At 72.3% G+C, this 15,509-nt stretch carries 13 protein-coding genes; 8 read left to right on the top strand and 5 right to left on the bottom strand.

Going from position 1 to position 15,509, the window contains the following annotated elements; genetic code table 11:
- Positions 1-31: 31 nt before the first annotated feature.
- Entirely contained in the window at positions 32-1,105 is a 1,074-nt protein-coding gene (locus AB0367_RS31790) for an LLM class flavin-dependent oxidoreductase (protein WP_366230169.1), read from the top strand.
- A complete protein-coding gene (locus AB0367_RS31785; protein ID WP_366230168.1) occupies positions 1,102-2,412 on the top strand; it encodes an LLM class flavin-dependent oxidoreductase in 1,311 nt (436 codons plus the stop codon). The genes AB0367_RS31790 and AB0367_RS31785 overlap by 4 nt, the downstream gene beginning before the upstream one ends.
- 120 nt (positions 2,413-2,532) lie before the next feature.
- On the opposite strand, the gene AB0367_RS31780 is transcribed toward AB0367_RS31785, so the two are convergent.
- Entirely contained in the window at positions 2,533-3,693 is a 1,161-nt protein-coding gene (locus AB0367_RS31780; protein ID WP_366230167.1) for an FAD-dependent oxidoreductase, read from the bottom strand.
- 220 nt (positions 3,694-3,913) lie between these two features.
- Here AB0367_RS31780 and AB0367_RS31775 point away from each other — a divergent pair, with 220 nt between their 5' ends.
- From AB0367_RS31775 to AB0367_RS31760, 4 genes are all read left to right on the top strand, one after another.
- On the top strand, positions 3,914-4,912 hold the full coding sequence (locus AB0367_RS31775) for an amino acid ABC transporter permease (RefSeq protein ID WP_366230166.1): 999 nt from the start codon (positions 3,914-3,916) through the stop codon (positions 4,910-4,912).
- A complete protein-coding gene (locus tag AB0367_RS31770; RefSeq protein WP_366230165.1) occupies positions 4,912-5,691 on the top strand; it encodes an amino acid ABC transporter ATP-binding protein in 780 nt (259 codons plus the stop codon). Before AB0367_RS31775 ends, AB0367_RS31770 begins: the two co-directional genes overlap by 1 nt.
- Positions 5,692-5,752: 61 nt before the next feature.
- The gene (locus tag AB0367_RS31765) at positions 5,753-6,766 is read left to right on the top strand and encodes an ABC transporter substrate-binding protein (protein WP_366230164.1); all 1,014 of its coding nucleotides are present in this window, start codon (positions 5,753-5,755) and stop codon (positions 6,764-6,766) included.
- A 142-nt stretch (positions 6,767-6,908) separates the two neighbouring features.
- Positions 6,909-8,897, top strand: a complete 1,989-nt coding sequence (locus tag AB0367_RS31760) for a multicopper oxidase family protein (RefSeq protein WP_366230205.1) — start codon at positions 6,909-6,911, stop codon at positions 8,895-8,897.
- Positions 8,898-8,915: 18 nt separating this feature from the next.
- Here the strand turns inward: AB0367_RS31760 and AB0367_RS31755 are convergent, their stop codons facing one another.
- Together AB0367_RS31755 and AB0367_RS31750 are read right to left on the bottom strand one after the other, a co-directional pair.
- Positions 8,916-10,172 (bottom strand): LCP family protein, encoded by a 1,257-nt coding sequence (locus AB0367_RS31755; protein ID WP_366230163.1) that lies wholly within the window; start codon positions 10,170-10,172, stop codon positions 8,916-8,918.
- Positions 10,173-10,380: 208 nt separating this feature from the next.
- Entirely contained in the window at positions 10,381-10,731 is a 351-nt protein-coding gene (locus AB0367_RS31750) for a VCBS repeat-containing protein (RefSeq protein ID WP_366230162.1), read from the bottom strand.
- Between the two features lie 114 nt (positions 10,732-10,845).
- On the opposite strand from AB0367_RS31750, the gene AB0367_RS31745 reads away from it, so the two are divergent.
- Positions 10,846-12,267 (top strand): RtcB family protein, encoded by a 1,422-nt coding sequence (locus tag AB0367_RS31745; RefSeq protein WP_366230161.1) that lies wholly within the window; start codon positions 10,846-10,848, stop codon positions 12,265-12,267.
- Positions 12,268-12,296: 29 nt separating this feature from the next.
- Here the strand turns inward: AB0367_RS31745 and AB0367_RS31740 are convergent, their stop codons facing one another.
- Both AB0367_RS31740 and AB0367_RS31735 read right to left on the bottom strand, forming a co-directional pair.
- Positions 12,297-12,725 carry an archease gene (locus AB0367_RS31740; RefSeq protein WP_366230160.1) on the bottom strand — a complete coding sequence of 143 codons (429 nt, stop codon included), beginning with the start codon at positions 12,723-12,725 and terminating at the stop codon, positions 12,297-12,299.
- A 37-nt stretch (positions 12,726-12,762) separates the two neighbouring features.
- On the bottom strand, positions 12,763-13,527 hold the full coding sequence (locus tag AB0367_RS31735) for a mechanosensitive ion channel family protein (protein WP_366230159.1): 765 nt from the start codon (positions 13,525-13,527) through the stop codon (positions 12,763-12,765).
- Between the two features lie 427 nt (positions 13,528-13,954).
- On the opposite strand from AB0367_RS31735, the gene AB0367_RS31730 reads away from it, so the two are divergent.
- Positions 13,955-15,409 (top strand): wax ester/triacylglycerol synthase family O-acyltransferase, encoded by a 1,455-nt coding sequence (locus AB0367_RS31730; RefSeq protein WP_366230158.1) that lies wholly within the window; start codon positions 13,955-13,957, stop codon positions 15,407-15,409.
- Positions 15,410-15,509: the final 100 nt, after the last annotated feature.

The following is a 15,509-nucleotide window of genomic DNA, read 5'->3' as shown; positions in this document are numbered from 1 at the left end:
TGCGTGCCGAGCGCAGAAAGGCGTTTCGCTCATGTCCCTTGTACTCGCCGTTGAGATCGACGGGGAGGGCGCCCATCCCGCCGCCTGGCGGCGCGCCGCCCACCCGCCCTCGGAACTGCTCAGCCCGCGCCGGGTCCGTCACGTCGCCGAGATCGCCGAGCGGGCCGGGTTCACGCTCGTCACGATCGACGACGACCTGCTGCCGCCCGGCGGCGGGGGAGGGGCCGGCCGCATCGGCGCCGTGGAGCGGGCGGCCTTCATCGCCGCCTCGACCAGCGTGCTGTCGGTGGCCCCGGTGGTGTCCACGACGTACACCGAGCCGTTCCACGTCTCCTCGCAGCTGGCGTCGGTCGATCACATCGCCGCGGGCCGGGCCGGCTGGGTCGTCGCGGCGAGCCCGCAGCCCGAGGCGGCCGCGGCGTGGGGGCGCCCGGCCGCCGATCCCGGGCAGGAGGCCCTGGACTCGGTACGCGTCGTGCGTGCCCTGTGGGACTCCTGGGAGGACGACGCCGTCATCCGCGACGTCGCCACGAGCCGCTACCTCGACCGGGATCGGCTGCACTACATCGACTACGCCGCCGCCGGGTACACGGTGAAGGGTCCCGCCATCGTGCCCCGCCCGCCGCAGGGGCAGCTCGTCGTGCTGGCCCCGCACGGGCTCGTCCCCGACGCCGAGGTCGACATCGCGCTCGTCGGTGGTGCGGACCTCGATGCCGTACACCGAGCCGCCGTCGCCACCACGACGCCGCGGACCTTCGCCGAGATCGAGGTCGCCCTCGACACCGCCACGGCCGACGGCGCCGACCGGGTCGCCGAACTCGACGAGTACGCGTCGTGGGCGGGCGGAGGGCACCTGCGGTACACCGGAAGCCCGGAGGGTCTCGTGGCGCTGCTCGCCGACCTCGACGCGCGCGGTGGAGTCGACGGCGTGCGGCTGCGGCCTCTGGTGCTCGACGAGGACCTGGCCGTGCTGTCGCAGTTCGTCGTCCCCGCCCTGATCAAAAACCGTCTTGCCAGCCGCCCGGTGCCGGGCGTCTCGTTGCGCCAGACGCTCGGCCTGCCCCGCCCGCACAACCGCTACGCGCATCCGGGAGTAGCCGCATGACCCGCACCGATCCCGCCGACGTGCCCCGCCCGGACGCCCAGCTGCACTTCGGGGTGTTCTTCCAGGGCGTGAACCACTGGACCATCTGGTCGGACCCGGCGAGCGGGTCGCAGATCTCCCCGGAGTCGTACCGCCGGGTCGCCCAGACCGCCGAGCGCGGCCTCTTCGACGCGTTCTTCCTCGGCGAGGGGCTGCGCCTGCGCGAGGTCGACGGCCGCATCCACGACCTGGACGTGGCGGGCCGGCCCGACGCGATCACCCAGCTGTCGGCCCTCGCCGCGCTCACCGACCGCATCGGCCTGGTCTCCACCACCAACACCACGTTCAACGAGCCCGTCGACCTGGCCCGCCGGCTGTCCGGCCTCGACCTGCTCTGCGACGGCCGGGCCGGCTGGAACGTGGTCACCACCGACAACGCGTGGACGGGCGAGAACTTCCGGCGCGGCGGGTATCTCGACCACGCCGACCGGTACAAGCGCGCCGAGCAGTTCCTCAACGCCGCCCGCGCGATCTGGGACGGCTGGCCCGACCCGGTGCGCATCCGCAGCGAGCAGTTCACCGTCGACGTCACGCCCAGCCTGCCCCGCAGCCGCCAGGGCCACCCGGTCATCTTCCAGGCCGGCGACTCCAGCGCGGGCCGTGACTTCGCCGCCCGCAACGCCGACGTCATCTTCTCCGCCCACGGCACCGACTTCGACGACGCCCTCGCGTTCGCCGACGACCTGCGGGCCCGGCTGCGCACGGCGGGACGCCCGGAGGACGACCTGCGCATCCTGCCCGGCACGTCGATCGTCATCGGCAGCACCCCCGCCGAGGCCGAGGAGAAGGCCGCCTGGGTCCGGCGCGAGCAGATCACCCCGGCCACCGCCCTGGCTCAGGCGGGGCTGCTGTGGAACCTCGACCTGTCCGGGTACGACCCGGACGGTCCGCTGCCCAAGGACGACCCGCGCCCGCAGGACGACAGCGGCGCGTTCGGTGCCAACCGGATCGCCGACGCCCAGGACACGATCCGCCGGTGGCGCGAGGCCGCCGACGCCAACGGGTGGTCGCTGCGCGAGACCGTCGTCCAGCTCGGCCAGCGCTCCCGCGGCCACGTCGGCACCCCGCAGTCCCTCGCCGACAAGTTCGCCCACTTCGTGCGGCACGGCGCGCTCGACGGGTTCAACGTCTCGCCGTACCTGGTGCCGCACGGCCTCGACGACATCGTGAACCTGCTCGTCCCGGCCCTGCAGGAGCGCGGCGTGTACCGCACCGAGTACACCGGCACCACGCTGCGCGAGCACCTCGGACTGCGACCCCGGCCGTAGACGCGAGCACGCCCGGCCGGTCCATGCCATGGACGGGCCGGGCGTGCTTCACGTCATCACAGCGGTCGGCCGGTGCCGGCGGTCACGGGCGGCGTGCGCTGTTGCCGTGTCGTCATCGCCTCAGCCCAGGATTCGTGCGCTGCCGAAGCCGCTGGCCAGGCCGGTCCCGGCCGTGAAACGGCCGGGGGAGAACTGCCCGAGCCGCGCGTCGGCGTCGCCGATGAGCAGCCGGGCCACGTGATCGCCCCACACCGGGGCGAGCTTGAACCCGTGCCCGCTCGTCCCGGCGTCGACATACACGCGCTCGCTCACCTGCCCCGTGACCGGCTGCCAGTCCGGGCTGACGTCGTACAGCGATGCCCAGCTGCGATCCGCCACGGCACGGCCGCGGACCGGTGCCCGCCGCGCCGCGCGGGTGGCCAGCCACGCGAACTCGGCGCTCGTGATCTCGGCGGCGAAGTCGTCCGGATCGGTCGCGGTGGTGGGTGCGAGCGGGCCGAGCAGGAACCGGCCAGCACCGGCGGGCCGGGAGTAGTACCCGTGCTGGACGTCGATCAGGACGTGCGGCACCGCCCGCGGCACGTCCTGCGGCGGGTGGACGAGGCCGGCCACGACGTGCCGCTCGGCCGTCAGCGGCAGCGCGACGCCCACCTGCGCCAGCAGCGGGCCCGTCCACGGCCCGGCGGCCACCAGCAGGCGGCCGACCTCGTGCCGGGTGCCGTCACCGAGCACGACGCGCACCGCGTGCCCGCCCTCGGAGAACTCCCGGACCGCGGCGTGCTCCAGCAGCGTCGCGCCGAGCTCGACGGCCCGGGCCGCGTATCCGAGCGCGGTCCGGTGCGGATCGGCGTAGCCGGCCCGCTCCTCCCACACCCCGATCGCGGTCCCGTCGAGGTTCAGGTCCGCGAAGCTCGCCGCGAGGTCGGCCGGCGCCAGGACCCGATGGCCGATGCCGGCGGCCGCGAGACCGGCGGCGGTGACCCGCACGTCCGCGGCGTCGTCGGCGCCGTGCAGATACAACCCGCCTGTTCGCACGTAGCCGCTCTCGCCGCCCACCCGCGCGTCGAAGTCGGCCAGGACGGCGGTGCTGTCGCGGGCGACCTCGGCCAGGAACCGGTTGGTGTAGTAGGCGCGGACGACCCCGCTGGCCTGCCCGGTCGGGCCGCCGGCTCGCCGGCCGCGGTCGAACACGATCGTGGACACGCCGCGCCGGGCCAGATGGTACGCGGCGCTCACGCCGTGCACCCCGGCGCCGACGATGCCGACGTCGTACGCGCTCATCCGGGCCTTCCGTGTCCGTCGCATGGCGTTGTCAAGTGCGTAAGCTGATCGATGGGCTGGCGGCATTCAGGATAGTGCAAATGCTAGTTTTCCGATAGGGATTGACAACTAACTGCGATCCTCCCTAGGTTGCCCGGTAAGCGGATGTCGAGCGAGGCATCCTCACGTGCTCGTGCCCCGGCGGCGCGGGCTTGCCGCCACATCCGATGGAGCCACTCGCATGAGCGAGCCCGTAACCTTGAAACCGTCGCCCGTCATCGCACCGCCCGGCGGCCGCGTCAGCCGGTTCGACCCGCAGGTCGCGCAGCGCCGGGTCACGCCGCGGCTGCGCCCGTGGCGCTGGATCGTCAGCGCGGTCGTGCTGGTCGTGCTCGCCCAGTTCATCTCCGGCATCTTCACCAACACCCACTACGAGTGGCACAAGTTCTGGCCGTTCTTCACCCGTCAGTCGATCCTCGACGGCGTCGTGGTCACGCTGCAGGTCGTCGGCCTGAGCGCGGTGTTCGGGCTCGTCCTCGGAGTGATCGTCGCGCTCGGGCGGTTGTCGACCAACCCGCTGATCGCCGGCCTGGCGTGGGCATACGTGTGGTTCTTCCGCGCGCTGCCGCTGCCGCTGCTGCTGATCATCACCTTCAACTTCTCGTACTTCTACCCGCGCCTCGGCGTCGGCGTCCCCTGGGGACCGGTCTTCGCCGAAGTCAGGCTCAGCACCCTCACGCCGCTGGCCATCGGCGTCATCGCGCTGAGCCTGAACGAGGCCGCCTACGCGGCCGAGGTGATCCGCGGCGGCATCCTGTCGGTCGAGCACGGCCAGATCGAGGCCGCGAACGCGCTCGGGCTGTCCAAGGCCCGGCAACTGCGCCGTGTCGTACTGCCACAAGCGCTGCGCTCGATCGTCCCGGCGTACGGCAACCAGCTCATCGGCCTGATCAAGGCCAGCTCGCTGGTCTACTACGTCTCGCTGCTCGACCTGTTCGGCGCGGTGTTCGTGCTGGAGGCGCGCCACCCTGAGTCGCTGGTGCCGATCCTGATCGTCGGCGCGGCCTGGTATCTGCTGCTCACCGCGGTGCTGTCGGTCGTGCAGTTCTACGTCGAGCGCTACTTCGCCCGCGGCAGTGTCCACGCCCTGCCACTCACCCCGGTCCAGCGGCTGCGGCGCTTCACCGTCGACTCGTGGGGCCGTTTCGTCGGCGTACGCCTGACCCGGAGGGGTTTCTGATGACGACGACCCTCGACACGACGGTGGCGCTGGAGATCCGCAACGCGCACAAGTCCTTCGGCCTGCGGGAGGTGCTCAAGGGCATCGACCTGACCGTCCTGCCCGGCGAGGTCGTCGCGATCCTCGGCCCGTCGGGTTCGGGCAAGTCGACGCTGTTGCGCACCATCAACCACCTGGAGCGGCCCGACCTCGGTTACGTCGCCGTGCACGGCGAACTCATCGGCGTCGAGGTCCGCGGCAGCCGGCTGCACGAGCTGTCCCAGCGGGCGGTCAGGCGTCAGCGAACCCGCATCGGCTTCGTCGCGCAGAGCTTCAACCTGTTCCCCAACCTCACCGCCCGGGACAACGTCGCCGAGCCGCTGATCGCCCACAAGCGGCTCGGCAAGCCGGCCGCGCACGCCCGGGCGATCGAACTGCTGGCCAAGGTCGGCCTCGGCGACCGCGGCGACGCCTACCCTCGCCAGCTCTCCGGCGGCCAGCAGCAGCGCGTCGCGATCGCCCGCGCCCTGGCCCTGGACCCCAGCCTGGTGTTGTTCGACGAGCCGACCTCCGCGCTCGACCCCGAACTGGTCGGGGAGGTGCTCTCGGTGATCCGGCAACTCGCCGACAGCGGCACGACCCTGGTGATCGTCACCCATGAGATCGGCTTCGCCCGCGAGGTCGCCGACACCGCCGTGTTCATCGACGGCGGCGTGATCGTCGAACAGGGACCTCCGTCCCAGGTGCTCGACAACCCGCAGCAGCCCCGCACCCGGGAGTTCCTCTCGAAGGTGCTCTGAGGCGTCCCCGCGCTCCACCCCGAAGGCCGCACGCCGCTCGGGCCACTACCGAAGGAGAAACGTGATCACCGTCAGACCAACTGGCCGAACATTCGCGACCGCAGCACTCGCCGTGGTGCTCGCCGGAGGGCTCGCCGCCTGCGGGGGCAGCGACGAGACCAAGGCGGAGGCCGATGCCAGCGTCGGCACGGTGACCGTCGGCCAGCAGGCCAAGGGCATCGCCAAGCCGACCGAACTGAAGGTCGAGAAGCAGCAGAGCATCGCCGATCTGGTTCCTGACGCGATCAAGGCCGACGGCAAGCTGACCATCGGGATCGGCGCGTTGCCGACCGGCTTCCCGCCGCTGGCCTTCGTCGGCGACGACGACAAGACCATCACCGGTGCGGAGCCCGACCTCGCCCGCCTCGTCGCCGCGGTGCTCGGCCTCAAGCCCGAGTTCACCAACAACACCTGGGAGAACCTGTTCGTCGGCATCGACTCCGGCAAGAACGAGGTCGGCTTCTCGAACATCACCGACACCGAACAGCGCAAGGAGAAGTACGACTTCGCGACCTACCGCCAGGACAACCTGGGCTTCGCGGTGAAGGCCGGCAACAACTGGAACTTCGACAAGAACTACAAGAACCTGGCCGGTCTCAAGGTCGCCGTCAGCGCCGGCACCAACCAGGAGAAGATCCTGGTCGCGTGGCAGGAGAAGCTGAAGGCCGAGGGCAAGACCCTGGAGATCAAGTACTTCGCCGACACACCCACCACCTTCAAGGCCATCGTCTCGGGGCAGATCGACGCGTACTTCGGTCCGAACCCCGGTAACGCCTACCAGACCAGCCAGACGCAGGGCACCCCCGACGCCGTGCGCAACGCCGGTGTCTACTCCGGCGCCGGCGAGTCCTTGCAGGGCTTGATCGCGGCCACCACGAAGAAGGACAACGGCCTGGTCAAGGCGCTGGCGGAAGCGATCAACTACCTGATCAAGAACGGTCAGTACAAGGCTTGGCTGGCCGCGTACAACCTCGACACCGAAGCGGTGGACACCTCGCTGGTGAACCCGCCCGGCCTGCCGAAGTCCAACGCCTGAGCATCGCCTACGTAAGGCCGCGGTTCCCGCCGGACGAGCAAGGCCCGGCGGGAACCGCCGTCCGAGCAGCACGTTTCCACGCTGCCTCGACGCACGGTCGCCTTCCACGGCATCATGCTCCGTGGGAGGCGATGGCGTGTTTATGTGGGTGCACTACACCGACATGGTGACCGCGCTGCTGCAGCTGCCCGTGGCAGTGGCGGCGTGGTGGACCGGGTGCGGCCCGCAGGACCCGGCGGCGCGGCCGTCGCGCACGTCGGTGGTGGCGTTCATGCTGCTGCTCGGCGGGGCGGCGCTGCGGCTGGTCGCCGGGGTGCTACTGCTGGCGTGGGGATGGGAGTTCGCCGGGCCCCGTCTGGTGTTCGTGGTCCCGGCGCTGGTGGTGGCGGCCACGGTGTACCTGGTGTGGTTGCGCCCGGCCCGCAAGCCGCCGGGCGAGGCGCCGGTGCGGGATCGTGGTCGCCCGGCACGCGTGGCCGCGGTGGCCGGCGCGGTCGGTGTCGTGTTCGTCACGGCCGTGGCGCTGCTGGCGGGTGCGGGCACCGCCGTTGTGGCCGGCCTCGCCGTCCTCGGGGTGCCGGCGCTGGGATGGGTGTACCGGAGGCTCCGGCACGATCAGGCGGACGCGCGTGCCGGACGGTGGCGCGGCGCGGCGCGCGCAGCGGTTGGTGTGGCGCTGGTCGCCGCGGTGGCGGTGGGCCTGTCCGTGGCGAGCGTGCTGCCTGCGCGCAGCAGCATGACCGGCGGTGCCTTGGGTGCGGTGGACACCGGCGGCGGCAGCGCGGCGGGGCATCAGCACCATGGCGGGATCAGCGTGACCGACCTGACCGGCACAGACCCCACAGGTACCGCGAATGGCGGGGACGGGCCGGTGCGCCGGTTCACGCTGACGGCGCAGGAGACCACGTTGCTGCTGGACTCCGGCATGCCGGTGACGGCGTGGACGTTCAACGGCGATACGCCCGGCCCGCAACTGGTGGTCCGGCAGGGCGAGCTGGTGGAGGTGACGCTGGTCAACCGGCTGCCCGGGGTTGGGGTGACGGTGCACTGGCACGGGGTCGACGTGCCCAACGCCATGGACGGGGTGGCGGGGGTGACCCAGGACGCGGTCGCGCCGGGGGCCAGCTTCGTGTACCGGTTCCGTGCCCTGCGGGCGGGCACGTACTGGTACCACTCGCATGAGATGTCCTCGGTCCAGGTCCGCCGCGGCCTGTTCGGCGCCCTGGTCGTCATGCCGGGGGACGCGCCGTCGCACGACGACACGCTCGACGAGACGGCGCTGCGCCACACCTGGGGCGGCGAGGACGGCGTGGCGACGCTCGGGCTGGCCTCCGGTGTGCAGCGCCGGCCGGTGCCGGCCGGGCGGCAGGTGCGGCTACGGCTGGTCAACACCGACGGCGACCCGGCCACGTTCACCCTGACCGGCGCCCCGGTGCGCGTCGCGGCGATCGACGGCGCCGACGTGCACGAACCGGGCGTGCTGCCCGGGGTGCGGATCCTCGTCGGTGGCGGCAGCCGCTACGACCTCGTGTTCACCATGCCCGACGGGCCGGTGACCCTGCGCGCGGACGGGCCGGGCATCGTCTACAGCCCGCACGGTGACGCGGGCCCGGACCGCGGCACCGCCGTGCCGGCGGTGCTGGACCCGGCCCGCTACGGCAGCCCGGCCGGGACCCCGTTCGGGACGGGCAGCCGATTCGACCGGCGCTTCACCCTGCGCCTCGACGAGCGGCTCGGCTTCTACGACGGCCGCCCGTCGGTGCGGTACACCTTGAACGACGCCACGTTCCCGGACGTGCCGATGCTCATGGTGTCCGAGGGCGACCTGGTCGAGGTGACCTACGTCAACCGCACCGGCCAGCACCACCCGATGCATCTGCACGGCCACCACATGCTGGTGCTGTCCCGCGACGGCCGGGCCACCAGCGGCAGCCCGTGGTGGGCCGACACCCTCGACGTCGGCCCCGGCGAGACGTATCGGGTGGCGTTTCGGGCCGACAATCCCGGCGTGTGGATGGATCACTGCCACAACCTCGAACACGCCGCCAGCGGAATGATCCTGCACCTCGGCTACGCCGGGGTCACCAGCCCGTTCCTGATCGGGTCAGGCACCGTCAACCACCCGGAATGACCCCTGGGCGGGTTCCGGTCAGCCGGCGGCGATGAGATGCGGGTGGGCGGCGACGAAGGCGGGGACCTGCTCGGTACGCACGGCGTCGAGCAGGTCGACGGTGCTCTGGTCGAGGGCTTCGGCGTTGCGGTTCTCGGGGGCCTGGTTGAAGGTGCCGTTGTTGGACTTGATGCTGAACAGATCGTTGTCGCTGATGCCGCGCATGGCATACAGCCAGTCGTCCAGGTCGATGCCGCCGCTGTCGATGGTCATGGCCTTACCTACGACCTGCAGGACCTGGTTGAGCTGCACGGGGTTGGTGAGCACGTCGCGGCTGAGCATCTTCTTGAACAGGGCTTTGAGGAACTGCTGCTGGTGGCGTTGCCGGTCGTAGTCGCTGTTGGGCAGCAGCTCCCGCTGGCGGACGAAGTCGAGGGCCTGCCAGGGTTCGAGATGCTGGTAGCCGACGTGGTAGACGACCGGGGTGACGCCGGGGATCGGGGAGAGGCCCTGGCCGCCGTCGGAGCGGGTGTACTGCCGGTAGGGGACTTTCGTCTCGCCGTTGGCGTCGTGGCCGACGTGGACGGAGATGGTCTCCTGATCGACGTACATGTCGACGCCGCCGAGGACCTCGACGACCTGCTGGAAGCCGGTGAAGTCGACGATGGCGGCGCTGTCGAAGGTGAGGCCCCACAGGTTCTTGATGGTCGTGGCGAGCAGTTGCACGGCGTGGCTGCGCTGGGCGGCGCCGGTGAGCCCGTCGCCGCCGAACGCGTAGGCGCCGTTGATCTTGTCGTGGCCGCCGCGGTAGCGCTTGGCACCGTTGTCGTACGGCGGGATTTTCACCCAGGTGTCGCGGGGGATGGAGATGAGGAACGCGGCGTTGTGCGCGGCCGGGATGTGCAGGATGAGGATCGAGTCGGCGCGGACGAGTTCGGCCGGGTCCTGGTCGGGCCGGGCGTCGATGCCGATCAGGAGGATGTTCTTGGCGCCGGTGATGTCGACGTGGCCGCGCTGCTGGGCCTGCTTGCCGGAGCCGCCGAGCAGGTTCTCCTGCGTGACGCTGCGGGTGGCGTAGGAGAACAGCGCCTCCTTGCCGACGAGAGCGGCGCCGGCGAGGAGGGTCAGGACGACGCCGACGGCGATGCACAGCCGGGCCCAGGCCGGGTCCGGGTGGCGTTCGCGGTCACGGCGGCCCTGGCGGGGGCCGGCCGGCGTGGTGGGGGTGGTGGGTGACGGGTCGGCGTCGATGCGCGCGCCGGCGCTGGTCTGGTCGGGCGCATCTGGCGAGGTCACGGGCTGGCTCCAGGGTTGCGGTCGGGTGGGCGCGCCGTCGTGGTACGGCGGGCGGGTTTCACTGTAGCGAGATCGACCACGTCACCGGGGTACGCTTCCGCTTCGTCGGGCCGGTGGTGAGCAGGCTACGGCCCGCGGTGTGCCAGGTGTCGCCACGCCCGTGGCCCTGCAGTGGGCGCGCCACTGCAGGGCCACGGAACGCGATCGGCTAGAGCGGACTGGCGAGGTTCAGCTTCCAGTTGTCGGGTGCGGACTGCCAGACCGAGGCCGGCGCGGCGAACCCGGTGGGTGCGGCGCCTTGCCAGGTCCACAGGCTGGCGGTGCGGTCGGGGTCGTCGTAGAACGAGGCGATGTCGGCCCGGCCGTCACCGTTGAAGTCTCCGGCCACCGGCTTCGTCTTCGTCGAGTCGTAGCCGTTGGTCACCGACGTCCACGCCGCCGCCGGTGCGGTGAACCCGCTGCCGGTGCCCTGCCACAGCCACAGCGTGGTGTTCGCCGAACCGTTGTCGTAGAACGAGGCGATGCGGGACGCCGACACGGACCGCGGTGCCCACGGCATGTTCGACGACGAGGCGCACGGCGGCGACACCCGATTCGGGTAGGCCCGGGGTTTTGCCGGCGGTGGCCGGGGTAGCGAGGGTACGCGGGGCGGGGAAGTGTCGAGGAGCGCCTCATGGTCACTGTCGTGGCGGACGGGGTCTGCCGCTGGCGCATCGAGCCGGCCGGGGCGATGCGGGTGCCCGGGGTGGTCTTCGCCACCGCGGGCCTGCTGCCGGACGCGCCGGGGGATCAGGCTCTGCGGCAGGTGGCGGACGTGGCGACCCTGCCCGGCATCGTCGAGGCGTCATACGCCATGCCGGACGTCCACTGGGGATACGGGTTCCCGATCGGTGGCGTGGCGGCCACCGACCCGGCGCTGGGCGGGGTGATCTCCCCGGGCGGCGTGGGCTTCGACATCTCGTGCGGCGTGCGGCTGCTCACCTCGACCGTGACCCGTGCCGAGGCGGCACCGCACGCGGGACGGCTGATGGACCTGCTCGGGGCCGCGACACCGCGGGGCATGGGCCGCGGCGGCGTGCTGCCCGCCGCCCAACCGGCCGAGCTCGACGCGATCCTGCTCGGCGGCTCGGCCTACGCGGTCGAGCGAGGATTCGGAGTCCCCGAGGATCTGACCTTCTGCGAGGACGGTGGTGCGGTCAGCGACGCCGACCCCGGCGCGGTGAGCGCGCGTGCGCTGGAGCGGGGCCGCGGCCAGCTGGGCAGCCTCGGCTCGGGCAACCATTTCCTGGAGGTCCAGGCCGTCGACAGCGTCTTCGACGAGCGGGTGGCCGGCGCGCTCGGGCTGCGGCCGGGTCTGCTCTGCCTGATGATCCACTGTGGATCACGGGGCCTGGGCCACCAGATCTGCTCCGACCACGTGCGCGTCATGCTGACCGCGATGGGCCGGTACGGCATCCACGTGCCGGACCCGCAGCTGGCCTGCGCACCGGTGACGTCGCCGGAGGGCACGGCCTACCTGGCCGCGATGGCCGCCGCCGCCAACTACGGCCGGGCCAACCGGCAACTGCTCACCCACGCCGCCCGGCGCTGCTTCCGCGACGCCGGCCTGGGCGAACTGCGGCTGCTGTACGACGTGTCGCACAACCTCGCCAAGCTGGAGACGCACACCGTCGACGGGGTGGCCCGCCGCCTGTGCGTGCACCGCAAGGGCGCCACCCGGGCCTTCCCGCCCGGGCACCCCGACCTGTCCGGCCCGATCCGGCCGGTCGGGCAGCCGGTGCTGGTGCCCGGCTCGATGGGCACCGCCTCGTACGTGCTCGTCGGCGTTGCCGACGGGCAGGCGTTGCACTCCGCGTGCCACGGCGCGGGGCGCACCCTCAGCCGCCACGCCGCGGTCCGGCAGGCCCCCGTCGAGGCGGTCCGTCGCGAGCTGGCCGCCGCCGGTGTCCTGGTCCGCGGCGCCAGCGACCGGGGGCTGGCCGAGGAGGCACCCGAGGCGTACAAGGACGTGGACGAGGTGGTCCGCACCTGCCGGCAGGCCCGGCTCGCCGACCCGGTGGCCCGGCTCGTGCCGGTCGGCGTCGTGAAAGGCTGAGCCGGTCGCGGGTTATGGCGGCCTGCGGGTCACACGTCGATGACGACCCGGCAGCGCCACAGCGTGCCGTGCCGCGCGAAGTGCAGCGCGTGCCGGGTGACGGCCTTCGGCAGCGGGCCTGCCAGCGAGACGTCCTCGCGTGCGGCGACGTCGAAGTCACCGACCAGGCCACCCTGCGCCGTCCGGGCCAGGGCCACGCGGACCGGCACCACGTCCTGGGTGTCGAGCAGGTAGACGACCTCCTCCAGCACCCGCACCAGCAGCTCGTCCCCGGGCGCCGGGGCGCAGGCGAATCCGACCGGCCGGGAGGGGCAGGCCGCGCGCACGTCGGCGAAGCAGGCGACGAGCGCGCGTACCGCCTCCTCGATGCACTCCTCGGCCGTCGGCGCCCACGCCGTGAGCATCAGGTCGGCCGTGTGCGGCAGCACCTCGTGCCCAGCCGCAGGACCACTGATCATCTGCCGGTCCCTCGCCTCGTCCCCGGCCGCCGGCGGTCTACTTGCGCTCGCCGACGCGGCCGTTCTGCTCGCCGGCGTTCAAGCCGGACTCGGCGGCCGCGATGACCGTGGCCAGGGCGGCGCCGTCCTCGGAGGGCGCCGCCGCGAAGGTGTCCTGCTCGGCCGGCTCCGGCTGGGTGAGCGACGGGCCGACCGCCGCGGCGAGCAGGGACGCATTCGGGATGTTCAGCGGCCCGTCGGCGGTTTCCAGCTTGGTGTATAGCAGGCCGGCCGAGACGATGACGCCGACGTGCGGACCGTTGATCGCGCCGGACATCACGCGGACCTGCTGGCCCGGCACATACGGCCGGGCGAACAGCAGCACGAGCCCGGCGAACAGGTTGCTCAGCACCGGCTGGGCGGCCAGGCCGAGGATGATGCCGGTGATCGCGCCGCCGACCAGCAGCTGCCTGAGCTGGAGGCCGACCAGGTCGCACACCGTGATCGCGGTGATCAGGTATCCGCCGAGCAGCACCACCAGCCGCAGCGGTGTGCCGGCGACGTCACCGGCCCGCGCCACCGCGATGCGTTGCACCTCCCGCGCGGTCGTACGACTCGCGGCCACGCCGAAGGCGGCGACGAGTGCCGCGCAGCCGTAGGCGATGAGCCGGACCCGGGTCGAGGGGGCGTGCACGCCGCCGATCTCGTGGCCGGTGATCAGCGCGGCCAGCGCGATCGCCACGAAGACCATGGTCTTGCGGAATTCGGGACGCACCCGTGCCTGGGACACGTGTGACGAGTCGGGCGCACCGGGAGTGAGCACCGTCCCACCGATGCGTCGCGCCGCCGTCCGCCACATTCCGCCACTCCCTCCGCGAGCCGATCGCCGCCAGCGACCCTACCCGCGCCGTTCTGGGGCCGTGCGGCGACCGGCGGGAAGATGTGACATAACCCGCGAACAGGGCGTAATCGGGCGAACACACTTCGACGGTCGCGGCGGACAGTGTTCACGCCACTACCCACGCCGGGCACGGATACGAGGGCGGCACGAGGGTACGGACGGCGGGCGTGGCCCGGCCGGCGGCTCGGTGTTGTCATCGTTCGCCCTGGGTGATTCGAGGCCGGTGCCGGGTGAGGTTCGGGCGCCCGCGCCGGACGGGACGCGACGAGTTGCGACATTGGTACCGCGTGCGTCATGCCTGCGAGACGCGGGGGCGCCGCGGCCAACATCGTCAGGAGAGAGGCTGTCGGTGCATGACGAGCGTTTGACCTGCCTTGATACGGCATTCCTGCGCCTGGAATCGCCGGGCGCGCCGATGCATCTGGGCGCACTCGCGGTGTTCGCTCCACGGGAACCGATCGCGGCCGCCGAACTCGTCGCGGTGCTCGCCGAGCGCCTCATGCGGATACCGGCGCTGCGCCAGCGCATCCGCACCACGTGGCTGCCGCCCGGCGGTGCGGCGTGGACCCCCGACAAGGGGTTCGACCTGGCCCGGCATCTGCACCTGCACGAGCTGCACCCGGACGAGCGCGATCCGGACCCGGACGCGATGACGGCGCTGGCCGGCGAGCTGATGGCCGAGCCCCTCGACCTGAACCGGCCCCTGTGGCAACTGCACCTGCTGACCGGGCTGCCCGACGGCCGGTTCGCCGTGTTGATCAAGCTGCATCACGCCATGGCCGACGGCCTTCGTACGGTCGAGCTCGGTCTTCGTCTTCTCGACGGGTTCGCCGACCGCCAGCCCGGCCAGCCCGAGCAGGACCAGGCGGTCCCGTCCTTCCTGGTGCCGTTCATCCCGCCGATCGCGCTGCCGGCCGCCGAGCGGGCGACCCGGACGGCGCGCGCCCTCACCGGGCTGGCGCAGGACGCCATGCACCTTCCCCGCGCGCTCGGACTGGCATCCAACAGCGTGAGCATCGCCGCCTCGGTGCTGTCCCACACGCGCCTGGGCGCACTGCCGTCGCTGCTCACCAAGGGCGACGGCCGGCCCCGCGACCCCGCGGCGCCGACGGACCAGCCGGCCACGGCGCGCCGGCTCGTCATCGCCCGGCTCGACGCCCATGACGTCAGGCAGGTACGCAAACGGCACGGCGGCACCGAGCACGACGTCCTGCTCGCCGTCATCACCGGCGCCCTGCAACGCTGGGCGCTGGCCAACGGCCGCTCGCCGCAGGCCCTGAACGTCCGGGCGTTCATTCCCGTCAGCCAGCGCAGCCGCCACGCGGAGCCGCGCCGGCGCAACGTCCTGTCCGGATACCTGTGTGACCTGCCGGTCCACCGCGATGGCCCGCTCAGCGTCCTGCACGACATCCGCGCGGCGATGGACCGCAACAAGGCCGCCGGATTCGCCCGCGGCCCAGGAGCGTTTCCGGTGCTGGCCGACCGGCTTCCGGCCGTGGCGCAGCACCTCACCATCCCGCTGCTGCGCCGTGCCGGCCCGTTGCTGTTCGACACGACGATCACCAGCGTGCCGATCCCCTCACGACCGATGGCGCTCGCCGGGGGCCCGCTGCAGCACGTGTACCCCATCGCGCCGCTGGCCCACGGACAGGAGCTCGCCATCGCGGTTTCGACGTACCGGGATTCCGTCCACATCGGACTGCACGCCGACCATCGCGCCGTGCCGGACCTCGACCGGGTCGCCGATGCCATCCCGGCCGCGCTGGCCACGCTGAGTGACTCGACCCCATCACCGCAGCGCTGACGTCCGCCGGGCCGGCGCGAGCCGGGGACGGGCGTCAGCGCGGCAGGCGCCGCGCCCGCGGCCGGGTCAGGGCGGCATACCCCGCGAAGCGCCCGGCGAA

Origin of the sequence: Dactylosporangium sp. NPDC051484, from assembly GCF_040689395.1 — a bacterium.
Lineage (GTDB): Bacteria > Actinomycetota > Actinomycetes > Mycobacteriales > Micromonosporaceae > Dactylosporangium.
The sequence above is the reverse complement of the archived record's forward strand: the minus strand, read 5'-3'. Positions and strand labels throughout refer to the sequence as shown.